General features: G+C 65.2%; 25 protein-coding genes. 12 read left to right on the forward strand and 13 right to left on the reverse strand.

The annotated features are described in order from the left end of the window. Positions 1-279: 279 nt before the first annotated feature. From A3840_RS02585 to A3840_RS02610, 6 genes are all read right to left on the reverse strand, one after another. Positions 280-702, reverse strand: coding sequence for an SRPBCC family protein (locus tag A3840_RS02585; RefSeq protein WP_067451405.1), 423 nt, complete (start codon positions 700-702; stop codon positions 280-282). Continuing rightward, entirely contained in the window at positions 699-1,097 is a 399-nt protein-coding gene (locus tag A3840_RS02590; protein ID WP_067451407.1) for a DUF1801 domain-containing protein, read from the reverse strand. Before A3840_RS02590 ends, A3840_RS02585 begins: the two co-directional genes overlap by 4 nt. A gap of 7 nt (positions 1,098-1,104) precedes the next feature. Next, positions 1,105-1,527, reverse strand: a complete 423-nt coding sequence (locus tag A3840_RS02595) for a DUF1801 domain-containing protein (protein WP_067451410.1) — start codon at positions 1,525-1,527, stop codon at positions 1,105-1,107. Between the two features lie 8 nt (positions 1,528-1,535). Next, entirely contained in the window at positions 1,536-1,745 is a 210-nt protein-coding gene (locus A3840_RS02600) for a hypothetical protein (RefSeq protein ID WP_067451412.1), read from the reverse strand. Further along, positions 1,742-2,065, reverse strand: coding sequence for an ArsR/SmtB family transcription factor (locus A3840_RS02605; protein WP_067451415.1), 324 nt, complete (start codon positions 2,063-2,065; stop codon positions 1,742-1,744). Before A3840_RS02605 ends, A3840_RS02600 begins: the two co-directional genes overlap by 4 nt. A 73-nt stretch (positions 2,066-2,138) precedes the next feature. Continuing rightward, entirely contained in the window at positions 2,139-2,711 is a 573-nt protein-coding gene (locus A3840_RS02610; RefSeq protein ID WP_067451417.1) for an NUDIX domain-containing protein, read from the reverse strand. Between the two features lie 425 nt (positions 2,712-3,136). Here A3840_RS02610 and sdhC point away from each other — a divergent pair, with 425 nt between their 5' ends. From sdhC to A3840_RS02635, 5 genes are all read left to right on the forward strand, one after another. Continuing rightward, entirely contained in the window at positions 3,137-3,523 is a 387-nt protein-coding gene (sdhC, locus tag A3840_RS02615; protein ID WP_067451420.1) for a succinate dehydrogenase, cytochrome b556 subunit, read from the forward strand. Between the two features lies 1 nt (position 3,524). Continuing rightward, positions 3,525-3,917, forward strand: a complete 393-nt coding sequence (sdhD, locus tag A3840_RS02620) for a succinate dehydrogenase, hydrophobic membrane anchor protein (protein WP_067451423.1) — start codon at positions 3,525-3,527, stop codon at positions 3,915-3,917. Between the two features lie 4 nt (positions 3,918-3,921). After that, positions 3,922-5,733: a succinate dehydrogenase flavoprotein subunit gene (gene sdhA / locus A3840_RS02625; RefSeq protein WP_067451426.1), complete on the forward strand. Its 1,812-nt coding sequence runs from the start codon at positions 3,922-3,924 to the stop codon at positions 5,731-5,733. 80 nt (positions 5,734-5,813) lie between these two features. After that, complete coding sequence (locus tag A3840_RS02630) at positions 5,814-6,125, forward strand: hypothetical protein (protein ID WP_131798230.1); 312 nt, start codon at positions 5,814-5,816, stop codon at positions 6,123-6,125. 148 nt (positions 6,126-6,273) lie between these two features. Then, positions 6,274-7,059: a succinate dehydrogenase iron-sulfur subunit gene (locus A3840_RS02635; RefSeq protein ID WP_067451432.1), complete on the forward strand. Its 786-nt coding sequence runs from the start codon at positions 6,274-6,276 to the stop codon at positions 7,057-7,059. A 34-nt stretch (positions 7,060-7,093) separates the two neighbouring features. On the opposite strand, the gene A3840_RS19560 is transcribed toward A3840_RS02635, so the two are convergent. The 5 genes from A3840_RS19560 to A3840_RS02655 form a co-directional block, all read right to left on the reverse strand. Next, positions 7,094-7,264, reverse strand: coding sequence for a hypothetical protein (locus A3840_RS19560; RefSeq protein WP_165603106.1), 171 nt, complete (start codon positions 7,262-7,264; stop codon positions 7,094-7,096). Between the two features lie 69 nt (positions 7,265-7,333). Further along, the gene (locus A3840_RS19825; RefSeq protein ID WP_205633329.1) at positions 7,334-8,650 is read right to left on the reverse strand and encodes a hypothetical protein; all 1,317 of its coding nucleotides are present in this window, start codon (positions 8,648-8,650) and stop codon (positions 7,334-7,336) included. A gap of 130 nt (positions 8,651-8,780) precedes the next feature. Continuing rightward, positions 8,781-9,728: a DMT family transporter gene (locus A3840_RS02645; RefSeq protein ID WP_067451435.1), complete on the reverse strand. Its 948-nt coding sequence runs from the start codon at positions 9,726-9,728 to the stop codon at positions 8,781-8,783. Between the two features lie 177 nt (positions 9,729-9,905). Further along, complete coding sequence (locus A3840_RS02650; protein ID WP_067451438.1) at positions 9,906-10,835, reverse strand: tyrosine recombinase XerC; 930 nt, start codon at positions 10,833-10,835, stop codon at positions 9,906-9,908. A gap of 33 nt (positions 10,836-10,868) precedes the next feature. Continuing rightward, positions 10,869-11,057: a hypothetical protein gene (locus tag A3840_RS02655; RefSeq protein WP_067451441.1), complete on the reverse strand. Its 189-nt coding sequence runs from the start codon at positions 11,055-11,057 to the stop codon at positions 10,869-10,871. A 126-nt stretch (positions 11,058-11,183) separates the two neighbouring features. Between A3840_RS02655 and A3840_RS02660 the strand changes: the two genes are divergently transcribed. The 7 genes from A3840_RS02660 (at position 11,184) to A3840_RS02690 (ending at position 21,242) form a co-directional block, all read left to right on the forward strand. Beyond that, positions 11,184-13,352 carry a primosomal protein N' gene (locus A3840_RS02660; protein ID WP_067451445.1) on the forward strand — a complete coding sequence of 723 codons (2,169 nt, stop codon included), beginning with the start codon at positions 11,184-11,186 and terminating at the stop codon, positions 13,350-13,352. Positions 13,353-13,902: 550 nt separating this feature from the next. Then, complete coding sequence (locus A3840_RS02665; protein ID WP_067451448.1) at positions 13,903-14,463, forward strand: F0F1 ATP synthase subunit delta; 561 nt, start codon at positions 13,903-13,905, stop codon at positions 14,461-14,463. Beyond that, complete coding sequence (gene atpA / locus A3840_RS02670) at positions 14,464-15,999, forward strand: F0F1 ATP synthase subunit alpha (RefSeq protein WP_067451451.1); 1,536 nt, start codon at positions 14,464-14,466, stop codon at positions 15,997-15,999. 22 nt (positions 16,000-16,021) lie between these two features. Then, positions 16,022-16,909 (forward strand): F0F1 ATP synthase subunit gamma, encoded by an 888-nt coding sequence (locus A3840_RS02675; protein ID WP_067451454.1) that lies wholly within the window; start codon positions 16,022-16,024, stop codon positions 16,907-16,909. Between the two features lie 21 nt (positions 16,910-16,930). Next, positions 16,931-18,370, forward strand: coding sequence for a F0F1 ATP synthase subunit beta (gene atpD, locus A3840_RS02680; protein ID WP_067451459.1), 1,440 nt, complete (start codon positions 16,931-16,933; stop codon positions 18,368-18,370). Between the two features lie 83 nt (positions 18,371-18,453). Beyond that, positions 18,454-18,876: a F0F1 ATP synthase subunit epsilon gene (locus A3840_RS02685; RefSeq protein ID WP_067451462.1), complete on the forward strand. Its 423-nt coding sequence runs from the start codon at positions 18,454-18,456 to the stop codon at positions 18,874-18,876. 206 nt (positions 18,877-19,082) lie between these two features. Then, positions 19,083-21,242, forward strand: coding sequence for a methyl-accepting chemotaxis protein (locus A3840_RS02690; RefSeq protein ID WP_067451465.1), 2,160 nt, complete (start codon positions 19,083-19,085; stop codon positions 21,240-21,242). Between the two features lie 206 nt (positions 21,243-21,448). On the opposite strand, the gene A3840_RS02695 is transcribed toward A3840_RS02690, so the two are convergent. Together A3840_RS02695 and A3840_RS02700 are read right to left on the reverse strand one after the other, a co-directional pair. After that, the gene (locus A3840_RS02695) at positions 21,449-22,150 is read right to left on the reverse strand and encodes an aspartate/glutamate racemase family protein (protein WP_281180533.1); all 702 of its coding nucleotides are present in this window, start codon (positions 22,148-22,150) and stop codon (positions 21,449-21,451) included. Then, on the reverse strand, positions 22,143-22,679 hold the full coding sequence (locus A3840_RS02700) for an RNA pyrophosphohydrolase (RefSeq protein ID WP_067451470.1): 537 nt from the start codon (positions 22,677-22,679) through the stop codon (positions 22,143-22,145). The genes A3840_RS02695 and A3840_RS02700 overlap by 8 nt, the downstream gene beginning before the upstream one ends. Positions 22,680-22,686: the final 7 nt, after the last annotated feature.

Raw genomic sequence — 22,686 nt, forward strand, 5'->3', positions numbered from 1 at the left:
CGCCTAACCATCCACGGTTGCTCGACCCGAGGGTTCTTCCTTGCCGGCCTTTCCGCCCGCCGCGTTGCTCTCGGGCCTGACCCAAGGACCGGTGAACACAGGCATCATGGCATCGGCTCAAGCCCTTTGAACGCCCTCGGGTGGAGCCCGAGGGTGACGAGCGGCGAATGGGGTGACGAGGGTGACGCGCGGTGGGGTGGGGGCGGCCCGAGGATGACGAGCAGTGGTGGGTGACGAGCGGTGCGTGGGGTGCCGGAGCGCGTTGTCGGCGGCGTCGGTTCAGAGGTTGGTGAGGAGGGTGTCGAGTTTGCCCAGAAATTCCTTCCAGCCGGCATGGGCGCCGCCATAGGCCTGTTTCTGATCGGGGCGGAAGCCGGATTGCTCGACGCGCAGGCGGGTGCCGGTCGCACTGGGGGTCAGGGTGAAGGTGACGACGCTGTCGAGGGCATAGGCCGGGTCGTCATTGGCGAAGGTCCAGGTATAGGAGAGGCGGCGCTGGGGCTCGATGGCGCGCACTTCGCAATCGAGCACGCCGCCCCATTCGCCGCGCAGCTGGAACTTGTGGCCAAGGGCCGGCACGAAATCGTTCTGCATCAGCCAGTCGGCGATGAGATGGGGCTGGGTCAGGGCGCGCCAGAGCTTTTCGGGCTGGTGGGCAAAGTCGCGCTCGATGGTCATGGTGCGCAGGTCGGTGTCGGTCATTTGGCTTTCCCGGCGCTGTTGGCGGCGATGGCGGCGCGGATCAGCGCGACGAAGGCCGCCTCATCGATGTTTTCGCCCTCGCGGAAATCGATGGCGCGGCGGGCATTGCCCTCGAGGCTGGAATTGAACAGCCCGGCGGGGTCGGGCAGCGCGGCGCCCTTGGGAAAGGTGGTCTTGATGGCGGCCTTATAGGCCTCGCCGGTGCAGATGATGCCGTCGCGCGACCAGACGGGCTGGTTCCACTTGAATTCCTCGACGATGTCCGGATCGGCCGAGAGGATCAGCCGGCGGAGGCGGGCCAGCATGTCGCCGCGCCAGCCGCCCAGCTCGGCGATGCGCTGGTCGATCATGGCGGGTGCCTGGGACTGGTCGAGATGGGCTGTGGCTTTGGGCATGGGGACCTCAGAATTTCTCGGGCGGCAGGAGACTGGCCTGCTTCACCCAATCGGCGAACTGGATGGGGTCGAAGCCCTTGTCCTCGTAGACGTCGAGATAGCGGACATTGGGCTGCTTGGAGGTGCCGGGGGGCAGGGGCTCCATCAGGGCGCCGGAGGGGAAGGCGACCTTGATATATCTGGTCATGCAATGGAAGGAGACGAACCAGTCCTTGTAGGAATGGCCATAAAAGGGGCTGTTCCACTTCACCATCTTGCAGAGGCCGGGGACGGCCTCGGTGATGACGGCATCGAGGCGGCGGCCCATATCCTGTTTCCAGCCGGGCATGGCGGAAAGATAAAGCTCCACCACTTCGGGGCCATCGCCCTTGGCGATCTGGGGATTGCCGCCCGAAAGCAGGACGACGTCCTTTTGCTGCTTCTCTGCCATGAGGCGCCTCAACCTGCTGTGCGGCGGCGTGAAAAATAGGGCCGGAAGAACATATAAAGCCCGGTGAACATCAAAAGAAAGAGCGGCGGCAGGGGCAGGTAATAGAGCCATTCCACCGCAAGGCCCATGAAGATGGCCGCGAAATTGGCGATGACGGTGAGGGTGAAGACGAGCGAGAGCCAGCGGTGGCTCTGGCGCAGGAAAGCGTTCCAGTTCATTGGTCCATCCTTGTGAGCAGGTCGTCGAGCTGGTCCAGGCGCCGGTCCCAGAAGGCGCGCATGTCCTGGGTCCAGTCATCGAGCGGGGCGAGCGCCGCGAGATCGGCGCGATAATGGGTCTGGCGGCCGGCGGGGCGATCGCGCACGAGACCGGCCCGCCGCAGCACGGCCAGGTGCTTGGAGACGACGGGCTGGGAAACGCCCGAGCCGGCCGTGAGCGCGCCCACGCTGTGCTCGCCCTCCCGGCAGAGCCGTTCGAACAGGGCGCGCCGCGTGGGATCGGCCAGGGCGCGGAACAGAAGATCGGGCGCGGATTGCATTGCGAAAACCCATAGCTGTTTGGCTATGGGTTGACTTATAGCTATCGAGCTATGAATGAGTCAAGCGCAACGTTCAGCGGCGGCTGAGGGCCAGATGCTGGAGCAGGATGATGGTCTTGGCGTCGATGATGCGGCCGGTGGCGATCATGTCGAGGGCCTCGGCCAGGGGCAGTTCGACCAGCTCGATCTCTTCGCCCTCCTCGACCAGGCCGCCGCCGGCATGGCGCAGGGTGCCGGCATTGTAATGGCCGAGAAAGAGGCTGACTTTTTCGGTCAGCGAGCCGGGGCTGGCATAGCAATTGCAGACATGGGTGACGGAGACGGGCGCGTGCCCGGTTTCCTCCAGCGCCTCGCGGGCGGCGGCGATTTCGGGGGCCTCGCCATCGAGCAGGCCGGCGCAGACCTCGAGCAGGTCGGGATCGTCGCCATTGAGATGGACGGGCACGCGGAACTGGCGGACCAGCAGCACCGTCTCGCGGGCCGGATCGAAGAGCAGCATGGCCGCAGCGCTGCCATGGTCGTAAATCTCGCGCTGCAGGCGCTGCACCTGGCCGTCGCGGCGGCGGTAATCCAGGGTGAAATTGGTGAGGCTGCCCCAGTTCTTGGCCAGGGTGTCGGCGGCGATGATGGTGATACGTTCGGTCATGGCGGTGCAATAGCGAGCGGCGGGGCCGGGGGGAAGGGGGAAGGCCGGGGCGTGGCGCTTGGTCCGTGACTTTTCACGATGTCATCCCCGCGAAAGCGGGGACCTCCGTTATTCATACAGTCGCAAACAGAGGTTCCCGCTTTCGCGGGAATGACGCCGTGGGTAAGAGGCGAGAATGACGCCGTGGGTGAGCCGCGGGAACGACGCCGTGGGTGAGGAAAGCGCGCCCAAGGCGAACATTCCGCCCGCAGCAAGCCGCAATCCGAACAGGTCGTGCGCTATGCGAACAAAGTGCGGAATGCGCCGAAAGTTGCAATTCGTGGCGGTTTCGGGGCTTTGATTTCGGACGGATTGGGCGTTAGAAACCTCGAACCATTCCAAACTGAGCGCGGTCTCATGTCGCGCCCGAGGCCCCGGATCGCCCCATGTCTGTCAGAGCCCGCCCCACATCCCCGCATTTGCAGATCTACCGCTGGACCATCACCATGGCCATGTCGATCCTCCATCGCGCCACCGGCATCGCCAATTATGCCGGCATGGCGCTGTTCGCGATCTGGCTGGTCGCGGCGGCGATGGGGCAGGAGGCGCTGACCGCCGTCAATTTCATCTATGGCAGCTGGCTGGGCCAGGTGGCGCTGTTCGGCTTCACCTGGAGCCTGGTGCATCACATGCTGGGGGGCTTGCGCCACTGGGTCTGGGATTTCGCGGTGATGATGGAGCCGGGGCAGCGCGAGGCCCTGGCCTGGGCGACGCTGGCCGGCTCGGTGATCCTCACCCTCCTCATCTGGACCGTTTTCGTGTGGGCTGCCTGATATGCGTGAAACCCCGATCACCAAGACCATCATCGCCGATCCGCGCAGCCATTACGGCAATGGCCCGGCCTCGACGCGCCATTTCATCACCCAGCGGGTCACCGGGCTGGTCAATGTCGTCTTCCTGGGGCTCCTGCTGTTCCTGGTGGTGCGGCTGGCCGGGCAGGACCGGACCGATCTCGTGGCCGTCATCGGCAATATGGTCGTGGGCCTGCCGCTGATGGTGCTGATCGCCATCGTGGCGGTGCATATGCGCAATGGCATGCGCGATACGCTCGAGGATTATTTCGCCGGCCGCATGTATCGGCTGGTGATGGGCCTCAACACTTTCTTCTGTCTTGTCGTGGCGCTGGCCGGTATCGGCGCCGTCGCGAAAATCGTCTTCTGGGGTTGATCTCATGGCCGCTTACGAATTGATCGACCACGAATTCGACGTGGTGGTGGTCGGCGCCGGCGGCGCGGGTCTGCGCGCCACGCTCGGCATGGCCGAGCAGGGTTTCAATACCGCCTGCATCACCAAGGTGTTCCCGACGCGCTCGCATACGGTGGCGGCGCAGGGCGGCATCGCGGCCTCGCTGCAGAATATGGGCCCTGATAGCTGGCAATGGCACATGTACGACACCGTCAAGGGGTCGGACTGGCTGGGCGACAACGACGCCATGGAATATCTGGCGCGCGAGGCCCCGGCGGCGATCTATGAGCTGGAGCATTACGGCGTGCCCTTTTCGCGCACGACCGAGGGTAAGATCTACCAGCGGCCTTTCGGCGGGCACATGACCGAATTCGGCGACGGCCCGCCGGTGCAGCGCACCTGCGCCGCCGCCGACCGCACCGGGCACGCGATCCTCCACACGCTCTATGGGCAATCGCTGCGCAATGACGCGCAATTCTTCATCGAATATTTCGCGCTCGACCTGATCATGGGCGATGACGGCTCCTGCCAGGGCGTGATCGCCTGGAAGCTGGACGACGGCACGCTGCATCGCTTCCGCGCCAAGCTGGTCGTCTTGGCCACTGGCGGCTATGGCCGCTCCTATTTCTCGGCCACCTCGGCCCATACCTGCACCGGCGACGGCAATGGCATGGTGGCGCGGGCCGGGCTTCCCTTGCAGGATATGGAATTCGTGCAATTCCACCCGACCGGCATTTATGGCGCGGGCGTTCTGATCACCGAAGGCGCGCGGGGCGAGGGCGGATATCTCACCAATTCGGAAGGCGAGCGCTTCATGGAGCGCTATGCGCCCAATGCCAAGGACCTGGCCAGCCGCGACGTGGTCTCGCGCTGCATGACGCTCGAAATCCGTGAAGGTCGTGGCGTGGGTCCGAAGAAGGACCACATTTACCTCCATCTCGACCATCTCGATCCCAAGGTGCTGCATGAGCGGCTGCCGGGCATTACCGAGAGCGCCAAAATCTTCGCGGGTGTCGACCTGACGCGCGAGCCGATCCCGGTGCTGCCGACGGTGCATTACAATATGGGCGGCATCCCGGCCAATTATCACGGCGAAGTGCTGAACCCGACGGCGGACGATCCCAACCGCATCGTACCAGGCCTGATGGCGGTGGGCGAAGCGGCCTGTGCCTCGGTCCACGGGGCGAACCGGCTGGGCTCGAATTCGCTGACCGACCTCGTGGTGTTCGGCCGCGCGGCGGCCTTGCGCGCCGGCAAGGTGCTGGACAAGGCGGCGCCGGTGCCCGGCATCAACAAGGCGCAGGACGAAAAAATCCTCGCCCGCTTCGACCGGTTGCGCCATGCCGATGGCAGCCAGCCGACGGCCAAGCTGCGCGACGAGATGCAGCAGACCATGCAGAAGGATGCGGCGGTGTTCCGCACCGACGCCTCGCTGAAGCAGGGCGTGGCCGCGATGAGCGAAATCTACAAGCGCCTGCCGGACGTGAAGGTTTCGGACCGCTCGCTGATCTGGAATTCGGACCTGGTGGAAACGCTGGAACTCGAAAACCTGATGACCTGCGCCATCGCCACGGTGGTGTCGGCCGAGGCGCGGCACGAAAGCCGCGGCGCCCATGCGCATGAGGATTTCCCCAATCGCGACGACGTGGAATGGCGCAAGCATACGCTGGCCCATGTCGATGTCGAGAGCGGGGCGGTGACGCTGGGCTATCGGCCGGTGATCACCGAGCCGCTGACGCCAGAGGACCAGGGCGGGATCGATCTCAAGAAGATCGCCCCCAAGGCGCGGGTCTATTGATTTGTGCCATCTGTGCGAAGAGCGCAGCTATGACGATTTCCGGCCGGCGCCCTGCGCGGCGCCCGGCCAGGACAGGCAAGATGAACGGAAAGTCGGAGCCGACGATGCGGAAAATTCTCCTGGCGCTGCCCCTGCTGGCACTGAGCAGCCTGCCGGTCCTGGCGGCCCCGACCGCCGCGCAGAAGGATGAATTCTATTCGGTCTGCATGGGCATTTCGCAGGATGCGGCCCTGTGTGGCTGCAAGGCCGATGCGGCGATGAGCCTGATCGACGAGCGCTTCATGGGCGTGGTGATCGCCTCGATGAAGGGCGGATCGCCGGCGGCCGAGGATTTCCGGGCCTATAATGCCTATGTCGCCAAGTCGAACCAGGTGTGCAAGCCGAATTACTAGGCGGCGCCGACGATATTCGGAGTGATTCCTGCGAAAGGGAATCTCCGGTCAAAGAACAACAGGGGTTCCCGCCTGCGCGGGAATGACCCGGATGAAGAGACGAAATTCCTGAGCCGGCCCCGGCTTGTTGAGAAGGAAGAGCGAGAAAATGGCCGAACTGACGTTGCGCAAGGCCGATCAGCCGCAAAAGGGCAAGACCTGGCCCAAGCCGGAGGGCGCGACGCGCCTGCGCGAATTCCATATCTATCGCTACGATCCGGACAAGGCGGACAACCCGCGCATCGATACCTATTTCGTCGACCTGGACGATTGCGGCCCGATGATCCTGGACGCGCTGCTCTATATCAAGAACAGAACCGACCCGACGCTGACGCTGCGCCGTTCCTGCCGCGAGGGCATTTGCGGCTCCTGCTCGATGAATATCAACGGGCTCAATACCCTGGCCTGTACCAAGGGCATGGATGACAGCTCGGGGCCGATCAAGATCTATCCCCTGCCGCATATGCCGGTGGTCAAGGACCTGGTGCCGGACCTCTCCAATTTCTACGCCCAGCACCGCGCCATCGAGCCCTGGCTCAAGACCACCTCGCCGACGCCGGAAAAGGAATGGACGCAATCGGTGGAGAATCGCGCCAAGCTGGACGGGCTCTATGAATGCATCCTGTGCGCCTGCTGCTCGACCTCCTGCCCGTCCTATTGGTGGAATGGCGAGAAATATCTGGGCCCGGCGGCCCTGCTGCAGGCCTATCGCTGGCTGATCGACAGCCGTGACGAGACCCAGCCCGAGCGGCTCGACAATCTCGAAGACCCGTTCAAGCTCTATCGCTGCCACACGATCATGAACTGCGCCCAGGTCTGCCCCAAGGGGCTGAACCCGGCCAAGGCCATCGCGCAGATCAAGAAGATGATGGTGGATCGCAAGGTCGCGGCGTGAGTTCGCTTTTGAGCTGAAACGCCTTTAGAGCGCTTCAGTCCATTGGCTGAAACAGCGGCCGCTCACGCTCGACGTTGTCGTCATTGCCGGGCTTGTCCCGGCAATCCATCTTGCCGCGAGCATGGACCACCGGGACAAGCCCGGTGGTGACGATGGCGGGGTGGATTTTGGCATTCCCGGCCTCGTGGTTCGACAGGCTCACCATGAGGTCTTCAAGAATAGGGAAACGGCGGGGTCTGGCCCCGCCGTTCTGCATTTGGCGCTGTGGCCGGGCTCAGCTTTCGCCGTCGCGCAGGGTGATGGTGCCGGCCTCGAAGGCGGCGCGGCAATCGCTGGCATCTGCGCGGCGATCGCTTTCGAGCAGGGTCATGGCGACGCCGGGGCCTTCGAAGCGCGGATCGTCGCACTGATTGTCATTGGCATAGGTGGACGAATCGTCGCCGAAATCGATGGCCGAGCTGTCATAGGGCGCGCCCAGGACGTAATCGGGCGTATAGACCGGCCGGATCGAAATCTCGCCGGCTTCCTCGAGGGTCCGGCAATCGGTGGCGTCGGCGCGCATGTCGTCGTAATCGAGCTTCTTGGCCATGCCGGCGCCGGTGAAGCGCATGTCGTCGCATTGGCCGTCATTGGCCCAGCGCGAGGTGTCGTTGCCGTAATCGAAGCCGCCGGGACTGGTGCCGTCGGGGGCGCGCAGGGTGACGGTGCCGGCGATGAAGGCGGCGCGGCAATCGGTGGCGTCGCCCAGGCGATTGGCATCATAGGGATCGGTCACGGCGCCGGGGCCGACGAAATCGGGATCGTCGCATTCCCCGTCCTTGGGCCAGTCGCCGCTGTCGTCGCCGAAATCGATGCGATTGGCGAGCACGGCCAGCCAGGCCGTCGAGGTGCTGGAGCCGGCCGGGGCATCCGCGCTGGCCAGGGTGATGGTGCCGTCCTCATAGGCATTGCGGCAATCGGTGGCATCGCGGCGGATATCGCTGTCGCTGGGATTGGAGGCCATGCCCGGGCCGACGAAGCGCGGATCGTCGCATTCCTGGTCATTGGCCCATTCGCTGCTGTCGTCGCCGAAATCGATGGCGTCGCTATCGGCATCACCGGTGTCGGCCAGGGTGATGGTGCCGGCCTCGAAGGCGGTGCGGCAATCGGTGGCGTCGCGGCCGATATCGGCGTCTTCGAGCGTGGTGGCCATGGCCGAGCCCTGGAAGCGCGGGTCGTCGCATTCCCCGTCATTGGCCCATTCGGAGCTGTCATCGCCGAAATCGATCTCGGCTTCGCGCTGCGGCGTGGGGGCGGGAGCCGCTTCGGCTTCTGTCGCCTCGGCGGGTGCGCGCAGGGTGATCTCGCCGGCCTCGAAGGCGGTCTTGCAATCGGTGGCGTCGCGGGCAATGTCGACATCTTCGAGCTCGGCGGCCATGGCCGCGCCTTCGAAGCGCGGATCGTCGCATTCGCCGTCATTGGCCCATTCGGAACTGTCGTCGCCGAAGTCGATATCGGCGGCGCTGGCCTGGGCCAGGGCCGGCGCGGACAGGCCTGACAGCAAGGCCAGAGTCAGGACGGCGCCGGTGAGGCGCTTATTGGTGATCGGCATGAAGTGTCCCTCCTGGTTGGTGCCAGCATGCGGCCCGACAGAACGATGGTTCCGTCCCGGCGGCTCATGGCCCTCGGTCCTATTCCTGCGTTCCCTTTATAGCCGCATTGGGGCAGCCGGAAACGGCAAACTATTTTCCACGCGCCGCCGCCCGGTTTTCGATCCGCGCGAAAAGCGAGGAGCCGAACAGGACCAGGGCGGTGCCGATGGCATGAAAGAGGGTGAAATCTTCGCCGAGAATGAAGACGGCGAGCACAATTGTGACGATCGGCCCGAACGAGGCGGTGGAGGAGGTGGCGCGGGCGCCGATGCGGGCAATGCCGGCATTGAGCAGGAAGGAGGGCAGGACCGTGCCGAAAATGCCCAGCATCAGGCCGAGCATCCAGACCCGGGCGTCGAAGCCGGCATAGGTGGCCGGGCCATCGACGAGGAGGCTCTGTCCGATGGCCAGCACGGCGGCGGTGGACATGCCGATACAGGTGAAGAGGCCGGCGCCGACCACCAGCATCTGCCGGCGCGCCAGGTGCTGGTAAAAGGCGAAGGTCAGGGCCGAGCCCAGCACCAGCAGCGTGCCGATGAGCAGGCCTTCGGGCTGCACCGCCAGGTTCCAGGCGAAGATGACCATGAGGCCCGCATAGGTGATCAGCATGGCGGGCAGCAATTTCCAGTTCATGCGGTCGCCGAAGAACCAGACGCCGAAGAGCAACACGAAAAAGGGATAGGTGAACAGGACCAGCCGCTCATATTGGGCGGAGACGAAGGCCAGGCCGGCGAAATCGAGATAGCTCGACACGTAATAGCCCAGCGCGCCGACGGCCATGCAGGCGAACAGGCGCCGCGGTGTCAGCAGGGCCATGGCGGCCGGATGGCGCCGGAGCAGGCCGAGCAGGATGACGAGATAGACCGGCAGGGCCACCAGCATGCGCAAGGCCAGGGTCGCCTCGGTGGAGACGCCCTCGGCGAAAGCGAGCTTGATGAAGATGCCCTTGGTGGAGAACAGGGCGGCGCCGCCAATGGCCAGGCCATAGCCGATCATGTCGATGGCTGGCGGGGCGGGCTGGGTGGTGGGGGAGGCCATGGATCGTCTTCTTTCGCGCCCAGCAATAGAGCGTCAGGGCGCGGGTTCAAAGGCCGATATGGGCAAATCCGTCCATCCCTGTCCGCAGGCGGAAACGCTTTCCCCTCACCCCGACCCTCTCCCCGGAGGGGCGAGGGGGCGATGGTGCCGATGGCTCTGCGTGGGTGCAGCGATGCGCTAGCCGCGGGGATGGGCCTTGGCGTAGCTTTCGAGGAGCCGCTCGGTATCGACCGCGGTATAGATCTGGGTGGTGGAGAGGCTGGCATGGCCCAGCAATTCCTGGATGGAGCGCAGGTCGCCGCCCCGGCCCAGCAGATGGGTGGCGAAGGAATGGCGCAGCGCATGGGGCGTGGCCGAGGGCGGCAGGCCGAGGGCGGAGCGCAATTGCTGCATGCGCAATTGAATGAGCCTTGGCGAGAGCACGCCGCCGCGCACGCCGCGGAACAGCGGCTCCTCGGGCCAGAGCTTGAAGGGGGAGAGGCCGAGATAGGTGTCGATGGCCTGCCGCACCGGGGCGATCAGCGGCACCATGCGGACCCGTCCGCCCTTGCCGGTGACGCGCAGGGTTTCCGCCTCGAGATCGGCGCGGGTCAGCGCCAGGGCTTCGGAAATACGCAGGCCGGCGCCGTAGCAGAGCGCGATCACCGCCATGTCGCGGGCGGCGACCCAGGGCCGGTCTTCCACTTCGTCGGTGCTGGAAATGGTCTGGCGCGCCTCGATGATCGTCAGCGCCTTGGGCAGGGCGCGCGGCACTTTGGGGGTGCGGATGACGTTGAGCGCTTCGCTGGCCAGGATGCCTTCGCGTTCGAGGAAGGCGAAAAAGCTCTTGAGGGCGGAGAGGACGCGGGCCAGCGAGCGGGAGCCCAGGCTTTCCGTGCGGCGCTGGGCCATGAAGGCGCGGATATCGGCGCCGCGCAATTGCCGCAGTGATTCGAGGCCGACCGGCCCGCCCATATGGCCGGCGAGGAAATTCATGAACTGGCCGAGATCGCGGCCATAGGCTTCTAGCGTCTTGGGCGCCAGGCGCTTGACCGAGCCCAGATCGCGCAGCCAGGCGGCGATGCGCTCGCGGATGAAGTCGTCGGTGGCAAAGGCGCTGTCGGTCATGCGGGCAGCTTAGCGCGATTGGGTGAACAATCCCTAGCGCCAGTCGGGCCAGGCCTGGCGGCAGGACGGCGGGGGCAGGCCCAGATCGGTGTGCAGATGCCGGGGCAGGCTCTGGGGATGGGCCCGGCGGCGGGTGAGGCCGATCAGCCAGTCATAGAGGCTGGCCTCGCGCGCAATGGCGACCAGATCGCCCCTCTCGTTGCGGCCATATTCCAGTTTCATCGAAACCTCCTCTTCCCATGCGAGAAACAGAACATTAGATGAACAGGCTGACAGGTCCTGTCAGGATGGAAGCGGTAGGGAATCGCTTGCAATGGTCCGGCGCGGATGCGAGCAGAACGGATAATCATGCAGATCAGTCCGGACATCGTGGCAGTGATGGTGGGGGTGGCCGTGGACGGCCCCTATTCCTATCGCGTGCCCGAAGGCATGACGGTCACGCGCGGCTCGATCGTGGCGGTGCCGCTGGGACCGCGGCTGATCCTGGGCGTGGTCTGGGGCGAGCCCAAGGACAATATCGCCCATAATCGTCTGCGCGACATCGCCCATGCCTATGAGGTGCCGGCGCTGTCGGAGGAATTGCTGGCGCTGGTGGAATGGGTGGCGCGTTATACGCTGGCGGCGCCGGGGCAGGTGTTGCGCGGCGTGCTGCGTTCGCCCGAGGCGCTGGATGCGCCCAAGCCCGTCATCGCCTATCGGCGCACCGGGCACGAACCGGAAAAGCTGACGCCGGCGCGGCTGCGGGTGCTCGATACGCTGATGGACGACATGGCCTGGCCCCGGCCCGCCCTGATGGGGGCGGCGGGCGTGTCGGCTTCGGTGATCGAGGGGCTGGAACGGGCCGGGGCGCTGGAAAAGCTCGAAACCGCGCCGCCCCCCGTGGTGCTGCCGCCCGATCCGGACGGCAATCCGGCGCAACTCAATGCGGAGCAGCAGCGGGCCCTGGCGCAAATCCTGGCGCTGGACGTCAACGATTTCGGGGTGGCGCTGCTGGACGGCGTCACGGGCGGCGGCAAGACGGAAGTGTTCTTCGAGGCGGTGGCCGATACGCTGCGCGCCGGGCGGCAGGCCCTGGTGCTGCTGCCGGAAATCGCGCTGACCAATACGTTCATCGACCGGTTCACCAAAAGATTCGGCGCCCGGCCGGCCGAATGGCATTCGGACATGACGCCGGCGCAGCGGGCCAAGGTGTGGCGCGGTGTGCTGGACGGCACGGTGCGGGCCGTGGTGGGGGCGCGCTCGGCGCTGTTCCTGCCCTTCCGCGAACTGGGCCTCCTGGTGCTCGATGAGGAGCATGACGGAGCCTATAAGCAATCGGACGGCTTCACCTATCACGCGCGCGACATGGCCATCGTGCGGGCCAACCTGGCCAGGGCGCGGGTGATCCTGTCCTCGGCCACGCCCTCGGTGGAATCGCGCAACAATGCCAATGTGGGGCGCTATGGCCATGTGCGGCTGGAAAGCCGTTTCGCCGAAGCGGCCATGCCCGACGTCACCGCCATCGACATGCGGGTGGACGGGCCGGAAAAAGGCGAATGGATCGCCCCAGCTCTGGCGCGGGAAATCTTCGCGGCCCTGGACCGGGGCGAGCAGGCGCTCTTGTTCCTCAACCGGCGCGGCTATGCGCCGCTGACCTTGTGCCGCTCCTGCGGGCATCAATATCAATGTCCCGATTGCTCGGCCTGGATGGTGGAGCATCGGTTCCGCGGCGTCTTGATGTGCCATCATTGCGGGCACGAGATGCGCACGCCCAAGGTGTGCGGGGAATGCGGGGAAGCCGAGAGCCTGGTTGCCGTGGGGCCGGGCGTGGAGCGGGTGGCCGAGGAAGCGGCGGCGCGCTTTCCCGATGCGCGGCGGGTGCTGCTCTCCACCGACATGGGCAGCCATGCCCAATTGCGCGAGCGCTTCGGCGAGATCGAACGGGGCGAATACGACCTGATCATCGGCACGCAATTGGTGTCCAAGGGCCACCATTTCGAAAAGCTCTCGGTGGTGGGCGTGCTCGATGCCGATCTAGGCCTGGCGCATGGCGATCCGCGCGCGGCCGAAAAGACCTTTCAAATCCTGACCCAGGTGGCGGGGCGGGCAGGGCGCGCCAGCCGGCATGGCAAGGCGTTCCTGCAGACCTATCATCCCGACCATCCGGTGATGAAGGCCATGGTGAGCGGGGACCGCGAAGCCTTCTATGCCCAGGAATTGCTGGCACGCGAGGCCGGCGGCATGCCGCCATTCGGGCGGCTGGCGGCGCTGATCATCTCGGCCAATGAACAGCAGACGGCCATGACCTATGCGCGGCATCTCCTGTCGGCGGCGCCGATGGCGGAAGGGGTACGGCTCTATGGTCCGGCCGATGCGCCCATCGCCATGATCCGCGGCCGGCATCGGGTGCGGCTCCTGGCGCAATCGGGCAAGGATTTCGACCTGTCGGGCTATATGCGCTTCTGGCTCGCCGGCGCCGAACGGCCCAAGGGCGACCTCAAGGTGCAGATCGACATCGATCCGATGACCTTCATGTAGGGCGAGCGCGCGTTGCGGGCGCAACGCATTCTTTACCTTTAGGGCCCAATCTCCGGGTCAGCCACGGAGTGATGACCGAGGCTAGCGGCGGGCGGTGTGCTTTACCCAGCCATCCCAACCGCCCGCTGCGCCCCCTACCCGGTCAGAAGACCGGCGGCGATCAGAAGATCACCCCGACATAATGCGAGCGTAAGTCTTAAGCCTTCGTAACGACGCGGGCCGCTTTGGCATGGGCGGGGTTTGGGGTGGGGGAAGGGATTCTCTCCTGGGGCCCGTGCCATTCGAGCGTAGCTCTCATGGCCTTCTCGCCTAAATTCGCTCCACTGGAGCGAATTTGCCTGCGGCACCGCTCGAAGTGCGACACTTTCGACATGGTTGAATCACGTCGCCAAGCCTTGCATGGCTGACTTTTCATGTGTTAGAGCAGCCCCGACTTTCAGGGGGTCCGGCTCGAACCCCGTTTCCGAGCACGTCCAAGCGTTCAAAACCCGCCCGGGTTCCGGCAGACGGAGCCATTGCAAGGGCCGGTCAATAAGAGGGTGAAGCGGCATTGGCAGCGCAGAATTCAGTGCTTACCCAGATCGCGCGGCCATATGCGTCGGCGCTGTTTGATCTCGCCAAAAGCGAAAACCAGCTGGCCCAGGTGGAAACCGGGCTTTCCGACATCTCCCGGCTGATCGGGGAAAGCGAAGACTTCTCCCGCTATCTCCGGTCCCCGGTCATTCCCGCCGACGTCAAGGCCTCCGCGCTCGACGCCCTTCTGGGCAAGGCCAAGGTCAATCCGCTGGTCGGCAATTTCCTGCGCATCGTGGCCCGCAATGGACGCCTGTTCGCGCTGGACCAGATCATCGTGGCCTTCCGCGAACTGGCCGCCGCCGATCGCGGCGAAACCACCGCCGATGTGACCTCGGCCGCCCCGCTCACCGATGCGCAGGCCAAGGCTCTCAGCGAGACGCTCAAGACCAAGCTGGGCAAGACCGTCACGCTCAATCAATTCGTTGATCCCTCGCTGATCGGCGGCCTTCAGGTGAAGGTCGGCAGCCAGATGATCGACTCTTCGCTCAAGACAAAACTCGCTGCGATGAAAATCGCCATGAAAGAGGTCGGATAAATGGACATCAAAGCCGCGGAAATCTCTGCGATCCTCAAGGACCAGATCAAGAATTTCGGCCAGGAAGCCCAGGTTTCCGAAGTCGGCCAGGTGCTCTCCGTCGGTGACGGTATCGCCCGCGTCTATGGCCTCGACAATGTGCAGGCCGGCGAGCTCGTGGAATTCCCGGGCGGCATCAAGGGCATGGCGCTCAACCTCGAAACCGACAATGTCGGTGTCGTGATCTTCGGCAATGACCGTTCCATCAAGGAAGGCGACGTCGTCAAGCGCACCGGCGCCATCGTGGACACCCCGGTGGGTCCGGGCCTGCTCGGCCGCGTGGTCGACGGCCTCGGCAACCCGATCGACGGCAAGGGCCCGATCGAGCACACCGAACGCCGCCGCGTCGACGTCAAGGCCCCCGGCATCCTGCCGCGCAAGTCGGTGCACGAGCCGATGTCGACCGGCCTCAAGGCCATCGACGCGCTGATCCCGATCGGCCGCGGCCAGCGCGAGCTGGTGATCGGCGACCGCCAGACCGGCAAGACCGCCATCATTCTCGATACCTTCCTCAATCAGAAGCCGGCGCATGACGCCAATGCTTCCGATACTGAGAAGCTCTATTGCATCTATGTCGCCGTCGGCCAGAAGCGCTCGACCGTGGCCCAGTTCGTCAAGCAGCTCGAGGAATCGGGCGCGCTGCCCTATTCGATCATCATCGCCGCCACCGCTTCGGACCCGGCGCCGCTGCAATATATCGCGCCGTTCACCGGCTGCGCCATCGGCGAATGGTTCCGCGACAATGGCAAGCATGCCGTGATCGCCTATGACGATCTGACCAAGCAGGCCGTCGCCTACCGCCAGATGAGCCTGCTGCTGCGCCGTCCGCCGGGCCGCGAAGCCTATCCGGGCGACGTGTTCTACCTCCACAGCCGTCTGCTCGAACGCGCGGCCAAGATGAACGAAGACCACGGTCTTGGTTCGCTCACCGCCCTGCCGGTCATCGAGACCCAGGCCAATGACGTGTCGGCCTATATCCCGACCAACGTGATCTCGATCACCGACGGCCAGATCTTCCTCGAGACCAACCTGTTCTTCCAGGGTATCCGCCCGGCCGTGAACGTGGGTCTCAGCGTTTCCCGCGTGGGTGGTTCGGCTCAGGTCAAGGCGATGAAGCAGGTGGCCGGTTCGCTCAAGGGCGAACTCTCCCAGTACCGCGAAATGGCGGCCTTCGCCCAGTTCGGTTCGGACCTCGACGCGGCCACGCAGCGCCTGCTCAACCGCGGCGCCCGCCTCACCGAGCTGCTGAAGCAGCCGCAATTCTCCCCGCTCAAGACCGAAGAACAGGTCGCGGTGATCTTTGCCGGCGGCCAGGGCTATCTCGACAGCATTCCGGTCAACAAGGTCCAGGATTTCGAGAAGCACGTGCTGTCGAACCTGCGCTCCAAGCATGCCGATCTCCTGGCGACCATCGCCACGGAAAAGGCGCTGAGCGACGACACCCGCGCCAAGCTGAAGTCGGCTCTGGACGAGATCAAGAAGACCTACGCGGCTTAAGCCCTGAAGGAGACGACAGGCAATGCCGTCGCTAAAGGACCTCAAGAACCGGATCGACTCGGTCAAATCGACCCAGAAGATCACCAAGGCCATGCAGATGGTCGCGGCGGCCAAGCTCCGTCGCGCCCAGGAAGCCGCCGAGGCCGCCCGTCCCTATGCCGAACGCATGGGCAAGGTGCTGGCCGCGCTCGGCGCGGTCTATGACGGGCAGGAAAACGCCCCCGTGCTGCTCGGCGGCACGGGCAAGGACCAGGTGCATCTGCTGGTGGTCGCCACCGGCGAGCGCGGCCTGGCCGGCGGCTTCAATTCCTCGATCGCCCGCCTGGCGCGCGACCATGCCCAGAAGCTCATCAGCCAGGGCAAGACGGTCAAAATCCTGACGGTGGGCCGCAAGGGCCACGATATCCTGCGCCGGCAATATCCGGAGCTGATCGTGGACACCTTCAATTTCCGCGATATCAAGCAGGTCGGGTTCACCCAGGCCCAGCTGGTCGCCGACAAGGTGCTCTCGATGTTCGCCGCCGGTGAATTCGACGTGGCCACGCTCTATTTCGCCAAGTTCGGCAGCGTGATCAGCCAGGTGCCGACGGCCCAGCAGATCATCCCGGCCAAGCTGGACCGCGTCGAGGGCGAAGGCCAGGCCGCCGCTCCCGCCGTGCCCTATGAATACGAGCCGAGCGAGGAAGCGATCGTCGAGGACCTGCTGCCGCGCAATATCAGCGTGCAGATCCTGCGGGCGCTGCTCGAAAACTCCGCCTCGTTCTACGGTGCGCAGATGTCCGCCATGGACAATGCGACCCGCAATGCCGGCGAAATGATCAACAAGCTGCAGCTGAGCTTCAACCGCCAGCGCCAGGCCCAGATCACCAAAGAACTCATCGAAATCATCTCGGGCGCCGAAGCGCTCTAACCCATCAGCGAGGACGAACAAATGGCAGAAAAGAAGGCCGGTCGCGTTTCGCAGGTCATTGGCGCCGTCGTTGACGTGGTGTTCGACGATCACCTGCCCGCCATCCTGAACGCGCTTGAAACCACCAATAACGGTCAGCGCCTGGTGCTGGAAGTTGCCCAGCACCTGGGCGAGAACGCCGTGCGCACCATCGCCATGGACACGACCGAAGGTCTGGTCCGCGGCACCGAAGTGAGCGATACCGGCGCCTCGATCTCGGTGCCCGTCGGCGACGAAACCCTTGGCCGCATCATGAACGTGATCGGCGAGCCCATCGACGAAGCCGGCCCGATCCCGGCCAGCGCCCGCCGCGAAATCCACCAGGACGCGCCCGAATTCGTCGAGCAGTCCCCGGAAAGCCAGGTTCTGGTCACCGGCATCAAGGTCGTGGACCTGATCGCTCCCTATGCCCGCGGCGGCAAGATCGGCCTGTTCGGCGGCGCCGGCGTGGGCAAGACCGTGCTGATCCAGGAACTGATCAACAACGTCGCCAAGGCCCATGGTGGTTATTCGGTGTTCGCCGGCGTGGGTGAACGCACCCGCGAAGGCAACGACCTCTACCACGAAATGATCGAATCGGGCGTGAACAAGGACCCCAAGGAACATGGTGGTTCGGCCGCCGGCTCCAAGTGCGCCCTGGTGTTCGGCCAGATGAACGAGCCCCCCGGCGCCCGTGCCCGCGTGGCCCTGACCGGCCTGACCGTCGCCGAGAATTTCCGCGACCAGGGCCAGGACGTGCTGTTCTTCGTGGACAACATCTTCCGCTTCACCCAGGCCGGCGCCGAAATGTCGGCTCTGCTGGGCCGCATCCCCTCCGCGGTGGGTTACCAGCCGACGCTGTCCACCGACATGGGCGCGATGCAGGAACGCATCACCACCACGACCAAGGGCTCGATCACCTCGGTGCAGGCCGTCTACGTGCCGGCCGACGACTTGACCGACCCGGCCCCGGCCACCACCTTCGCACACCTTGACGCGACGACCGTGCTGAACCGCGCCATCTCGGAAAAGGGCATCTACCCGGCCGTGGATCCGCTGGCCTCCAACTCGCGCATTCTCGACGCCAATGTCGTGGGCGAAGAGCATTACGAGACCGCCCGCCAGGTGCAGGCGATCCTGCAGAAGTACAAGGCGCTGCAGGACATCATCGCCATCTTGGGCATGGACGAGCTCTCCGAAGAAGACAAGCTGACCGTGGCCCGCGCCCGCAAGATCGAGCGCTTCATGAGCCAGCCCTTCGACGTGGCCGAAGTGTTCACCGGCTCGCCCGGCGTGTTCGTGCAGCTCGAAGACACGATCAAGGGCTTCAAGGGCCTGGTCAACGGCGATTACGACCATCTGCCCGAAGCGGCCTTCTACATGGTCGGCACCATCGAAGACGCCGTCGCCAAGGCGCAGAAGCTGGCCGCGCAGGCAGCGTAAGTCCGGTTGCGGGCCCCGCCCGCATCCCTCTCGTCATGGGGCCCGAATGAGCATTCGGGCCTCGTTGCCAAAGGACCAAGAGAATGGCTGAAGGCCTCAAGATCGAGATCGTTTCGCCCGAGCGGCTGGTGCTGAGCGAAGTGGTGCAATCGGTGACCGTGCCCGGCACGGAAGGCTATTTCACCGTGATGGACGACCATGCGCCGTTCATGACGACGCTGCGGCCCGGCTTCATCACCGTGACCAAGGATGGCGGCGCCGACGTCTATTTCGTCAAGGGCGGCTTTGCCGACGTTTCCCCGGAAGGGCTGACCATTCTGGCCGAGCAATCCGTGCCCTTCGCCGAATTCGACCACGGCGACCTGCAGACCCAGATCAAGGCGGCCGAGGAAGAGCTCAACCGCGCGGCGACGCCGGAAGACAAGTCCTATGCGCAGGAAGTCGTGTCGGGCCTGCTCAACCTGGCCATCGAGGCCCAGCATATCGACGGCGCCCATATCCACTGATCGCCGGTACCGGCAAATAATGTCAGGCCGCTTCCCTCGGGAGGCGGCCTTTTTGCTTCCGGCGCGGGCAATATGCTCAATATTTGAGCAAACTATTGATGTTGCTGCAAAAATAGCGAAATTCAAGATCGCTTAAGACTTGCGGTTCACTCTTTGACCCCAGAGAAGCGCGTCCGGCCATGGCCGGACGAAGGGGGACTGAAAGCATGGCCGCATTTCTGGGTAATCTGCGCCTGACCTTCGCCATCGCCGCCATGGCGATCGGCGCCATTTCCATCGCCATCCTGGCCGTGCTGGGCGGGCTCTTCGTGAGCCTCAGTTTTTCGGTGGAGCGGGACGGCGAAAAGGCGCTGAATGCCGGCACGCGGATCGCCGCGCAAATCCTGCAGGTCAACCTGCCCAGCCTGGAAGTGGCGGTCGACGAGAGCGGCAATGTGACGGCGCTGCAGGCCCGCTCCATGCCGCGCTTCCGCAGCCATGACGTGATCGACACGGTGAGCAATGTCGCTGGGGCGGAGGCGGCCATCTATGTCTTCGACGCCGAGGCGGGCCCCGACTTCACCCTGGGCAGCACCAGTTTCGTCGCCGGCGAGGAGCGGCTCATGGACATGCCGATCCCGGCGGGGAGCGCCCTGTTCGAGACGCTGACGGCCAATGGAGCGGCGGAGGCGGAGATGACGATCCTGGGCGCCCGCTATGTGGTGCGCTACCAGCCGATCGCCAATGCCGACGGGCGGGTGATCGGCGCCTTGATGGTGGCCGTCGACCGCGCGCCGCTCGAGGCGGTGCTGACACAGTCGATGGGCGTGTTGCTGGCCGTGGGGCTGGTCGTGCTCGTTCTCACGATCATCGTCGCCTTGGTGCTGTCGCGGCTGCTGACAAGACCGATTCCCAAGCTGGCCGGGGTGATGAGCGCCATAGCCGATGGCGACCTGGATAGCGCCGTGCCCTATACGACGCGCGGCAACGAAATCGGCGCCATGGCGCGGGCGGTGGAAGTGTTCCGGGCCAATGGCGCGGAGAAGGCGGCGCTCGATGCCCAGGCCCGCCGGCACATGCAGGAGGCGGCCGACCACAAGGGGCAATTGCAGGCGATCTCGCGGGCGCAATTGGTGGCCGAGTTTAATCTCGACGGCACCCTGATCACGGCCAATGACAATTTTCTCACCCTGCTGGAGCGGCGGCTGGACGAGGTGGCGGGCCAGCCCAATGCGGTGCTGTTGTTCGATGCCGACCCGGCCGATCCGGCCTATCGGCAATTCTGGGCGGAGCTGGCGGCGGGTGCGTTCAAGAGCGGGGAATATCGCCGCCGCACCGGCAAGGGCGCGGAAGTGTGGATCCAGATCACCTTCACGCCGATCTGCGACGCGGACGGGGTCGCCTACAAGGTGGTGCAATTCGCCATCGACGTCACGGCGCGCCGGCAATCGGTGGCGGCGATCGGCAATGGTCTCAAGCATCTGGCCGAGGGCGACCTGACCGGCCGCATCGACAGCCCGTTCCCGCCCGAATTCGAGGATCTGCGCCTGGCGCTCAACGGCACGATGGCGCGCTTCGCCGACATGGTGGGGCAATTGCGCACGACCACGCGGGCCTTGCGCATTGCCAGCGGCGAATTGCTGTCGGGCGCCAATGACCTGTCCGAACGCACCACGCGACAGGCCGCCACGATCGAGGAAATCTCGGCGGCCATGGAGCAATTGGCGGGCACGGTGGCCAAAAATGCCGGCATGGCGGGCGACGCCGCGGACAAGACCGCAACGGTCTCCCGGGCAGCGGCGGAAAGCGGCGCGGCGATGTCGGAAGCCAATGACGCCATGGCGCGCATCACCCAATCCTCGGGCAGGATCTCCAATATTATCGGGCTGATCGACGACATCGCCTTCCAGACCAACCTCCTGGCGCTGAACGCCTCGGTGGAGGCGGCGCGGGCGGGGGATGCCGGCAAGGGCTTCGCCGTCGTGGCGGTGGAAGTGCGGCGGCTGGCGCAGAGCGCCGCCGGAGCCTCGGCCGAGGTCAAGGCCCTGGTCGACCAGAGCGGGCTCGAGGTCAAGGCCGGGGCCGGGCTGGTCGGCGCGGCGGGAGAAAAGCTCGAGGCCATGCTGGAGGCGATGCGCGAGAGTGCGGAACTGGTCAATGCCATTGCGCGGGCCAGCCGCGACCAGGCCGGCTCGATCGAGGAGGTCAATGAAGCGATGCGGCAACTGGACCAGATGACCCAGCACAATGCTGCCCTGGTGGAACAGACCAATGCGGTGATCGAACAGACCGAGGGCCAGACCCTGACCCTGGACCGGCTGGTCGATGTGTTCCGCGTCGATGGGGACATGGCCGGTGCCGGGCGCGGGGAAAGCCGGGCGGCTTAGCCCGTCCGGACGGGTCTTTGGACGTCCTGATCCGTGCTGCCCTCGGGCTCGCCCCCTGCCGCTGCAGGCTATCGGGTCGAGCCCGAGGGTGACGAGCGGTGGGTGAGGGTGGTGCAGTGATCCGCTGATGGACCCCCACCCTCATTGCTTCCCCTCAAGGGGGAGGGAGGCGATGGAGCCGCGAGTCCAGGCAAATGTGGACTGCTCTAGTTTATGGCCGCGTCGACCAGGGCGCGGGCGTGGAGATCGGTGGTGTCGTAGCAGGGCAGGGGGCTGGTGCTGTCGTCGACCAGCATGCCGATCTCGGTGCAGCCCAGGATGACCGCCTGGGCGCCGCGGGCGGCGAGGCGTTCGATGGCCTCGATATAGATAAGGCGGGACGGCTCACGAACGATGCCCTTGCACAATTCTTCATAAATGATGCCGTTGAGATTGGTGCGGTCCACCTCGGGCACGAGGACATCGAGGCCGCGCGCGGTCAGCCGGTCCTTGTAGAAGCTCATTTCCATGGTGAAGCGGGTGCCCAGAAGGCCGATTCTGTCATAGCCGTCGGCCAGGAGGGCGTCCGCGGTGGGGTCGGCGATGTGGATGAAGGGGATGGCGATGTCCTGGGTGACCTGGTCGGCCACGACATGCATGGTGTTGGTGGCAAGGCCCAGGACCTGGGCGCCGGCCTGCTGGAGGCCGCGCGCCGCGGCGTTGAGCGCCGCGCCGGCCTCGTCCCATTGGCCGGCCGATTGCATGGCCGCGATGGGGGCAAAGTCCAGCGAATGAACGATCAGCGGCGCCGAATGCAGGCCGCCACGCCGGGTCGCGGTCTCCTGGTTGAGGATGCGGTAATAATGGGCGGTGGATTCCCAGCTCATGCCGCCGATGAGGCCGATGGCCTTCATCGCCGTCTCAGCCATGGGAGAAACGCTCGGGGATATCGGCGAAGGCGGCGACGACCTTTTCATAGGCCTGGCGCTTGAAGGGGACGATCAGGGACGGGGTGCGGCTGAGCTTTTCCCAGCGCCAGGCGTCGAATTCGGCCTCGAACTTGCCACCACCCGGCGCGACCACGTCGATCTCGCCCTCTGCGCCGGTAAAGGCGAAGGCGAACCAGCGCTGGCGCTGGCCGCGATATTTGCCCTTGAGCGCGATGCCCAGGGCATCGTCGGGGAGATCGTAGTAGATCCATTCGGGCGCTTCGGCGAGCAGGCTCACCGAGGCGACATTGGTTTCCTCGTGCAATTCGCGCAGGGCGGCGCGCAGCGGGTCCTCGCCCCGGTCGATCCCGCCCTGCGGCATCTGCCAGGGCGCGCCGCGCTCTTCGGATTGTTCGGGATCGCTATCGGCCTTGCGGCGGCCGATAAAGACCTTGCCCTGGGCGTTGAACAGGGCAATGCCGACGCAGTCGCGATAGGGCATGGCTTCACGGTCGGGCCGGCTGGTCATGGCAAAT

Origin of the sequence: Devosia elaeis, from assembly GCF_001650025.1 — a bacterium.
Classification (GTDB): Bacteria; Pseudomonadota; Alphaproteobacteria; order Rhizobiales; family Devosiaceae; genus Devosia; species Devosia elaeis.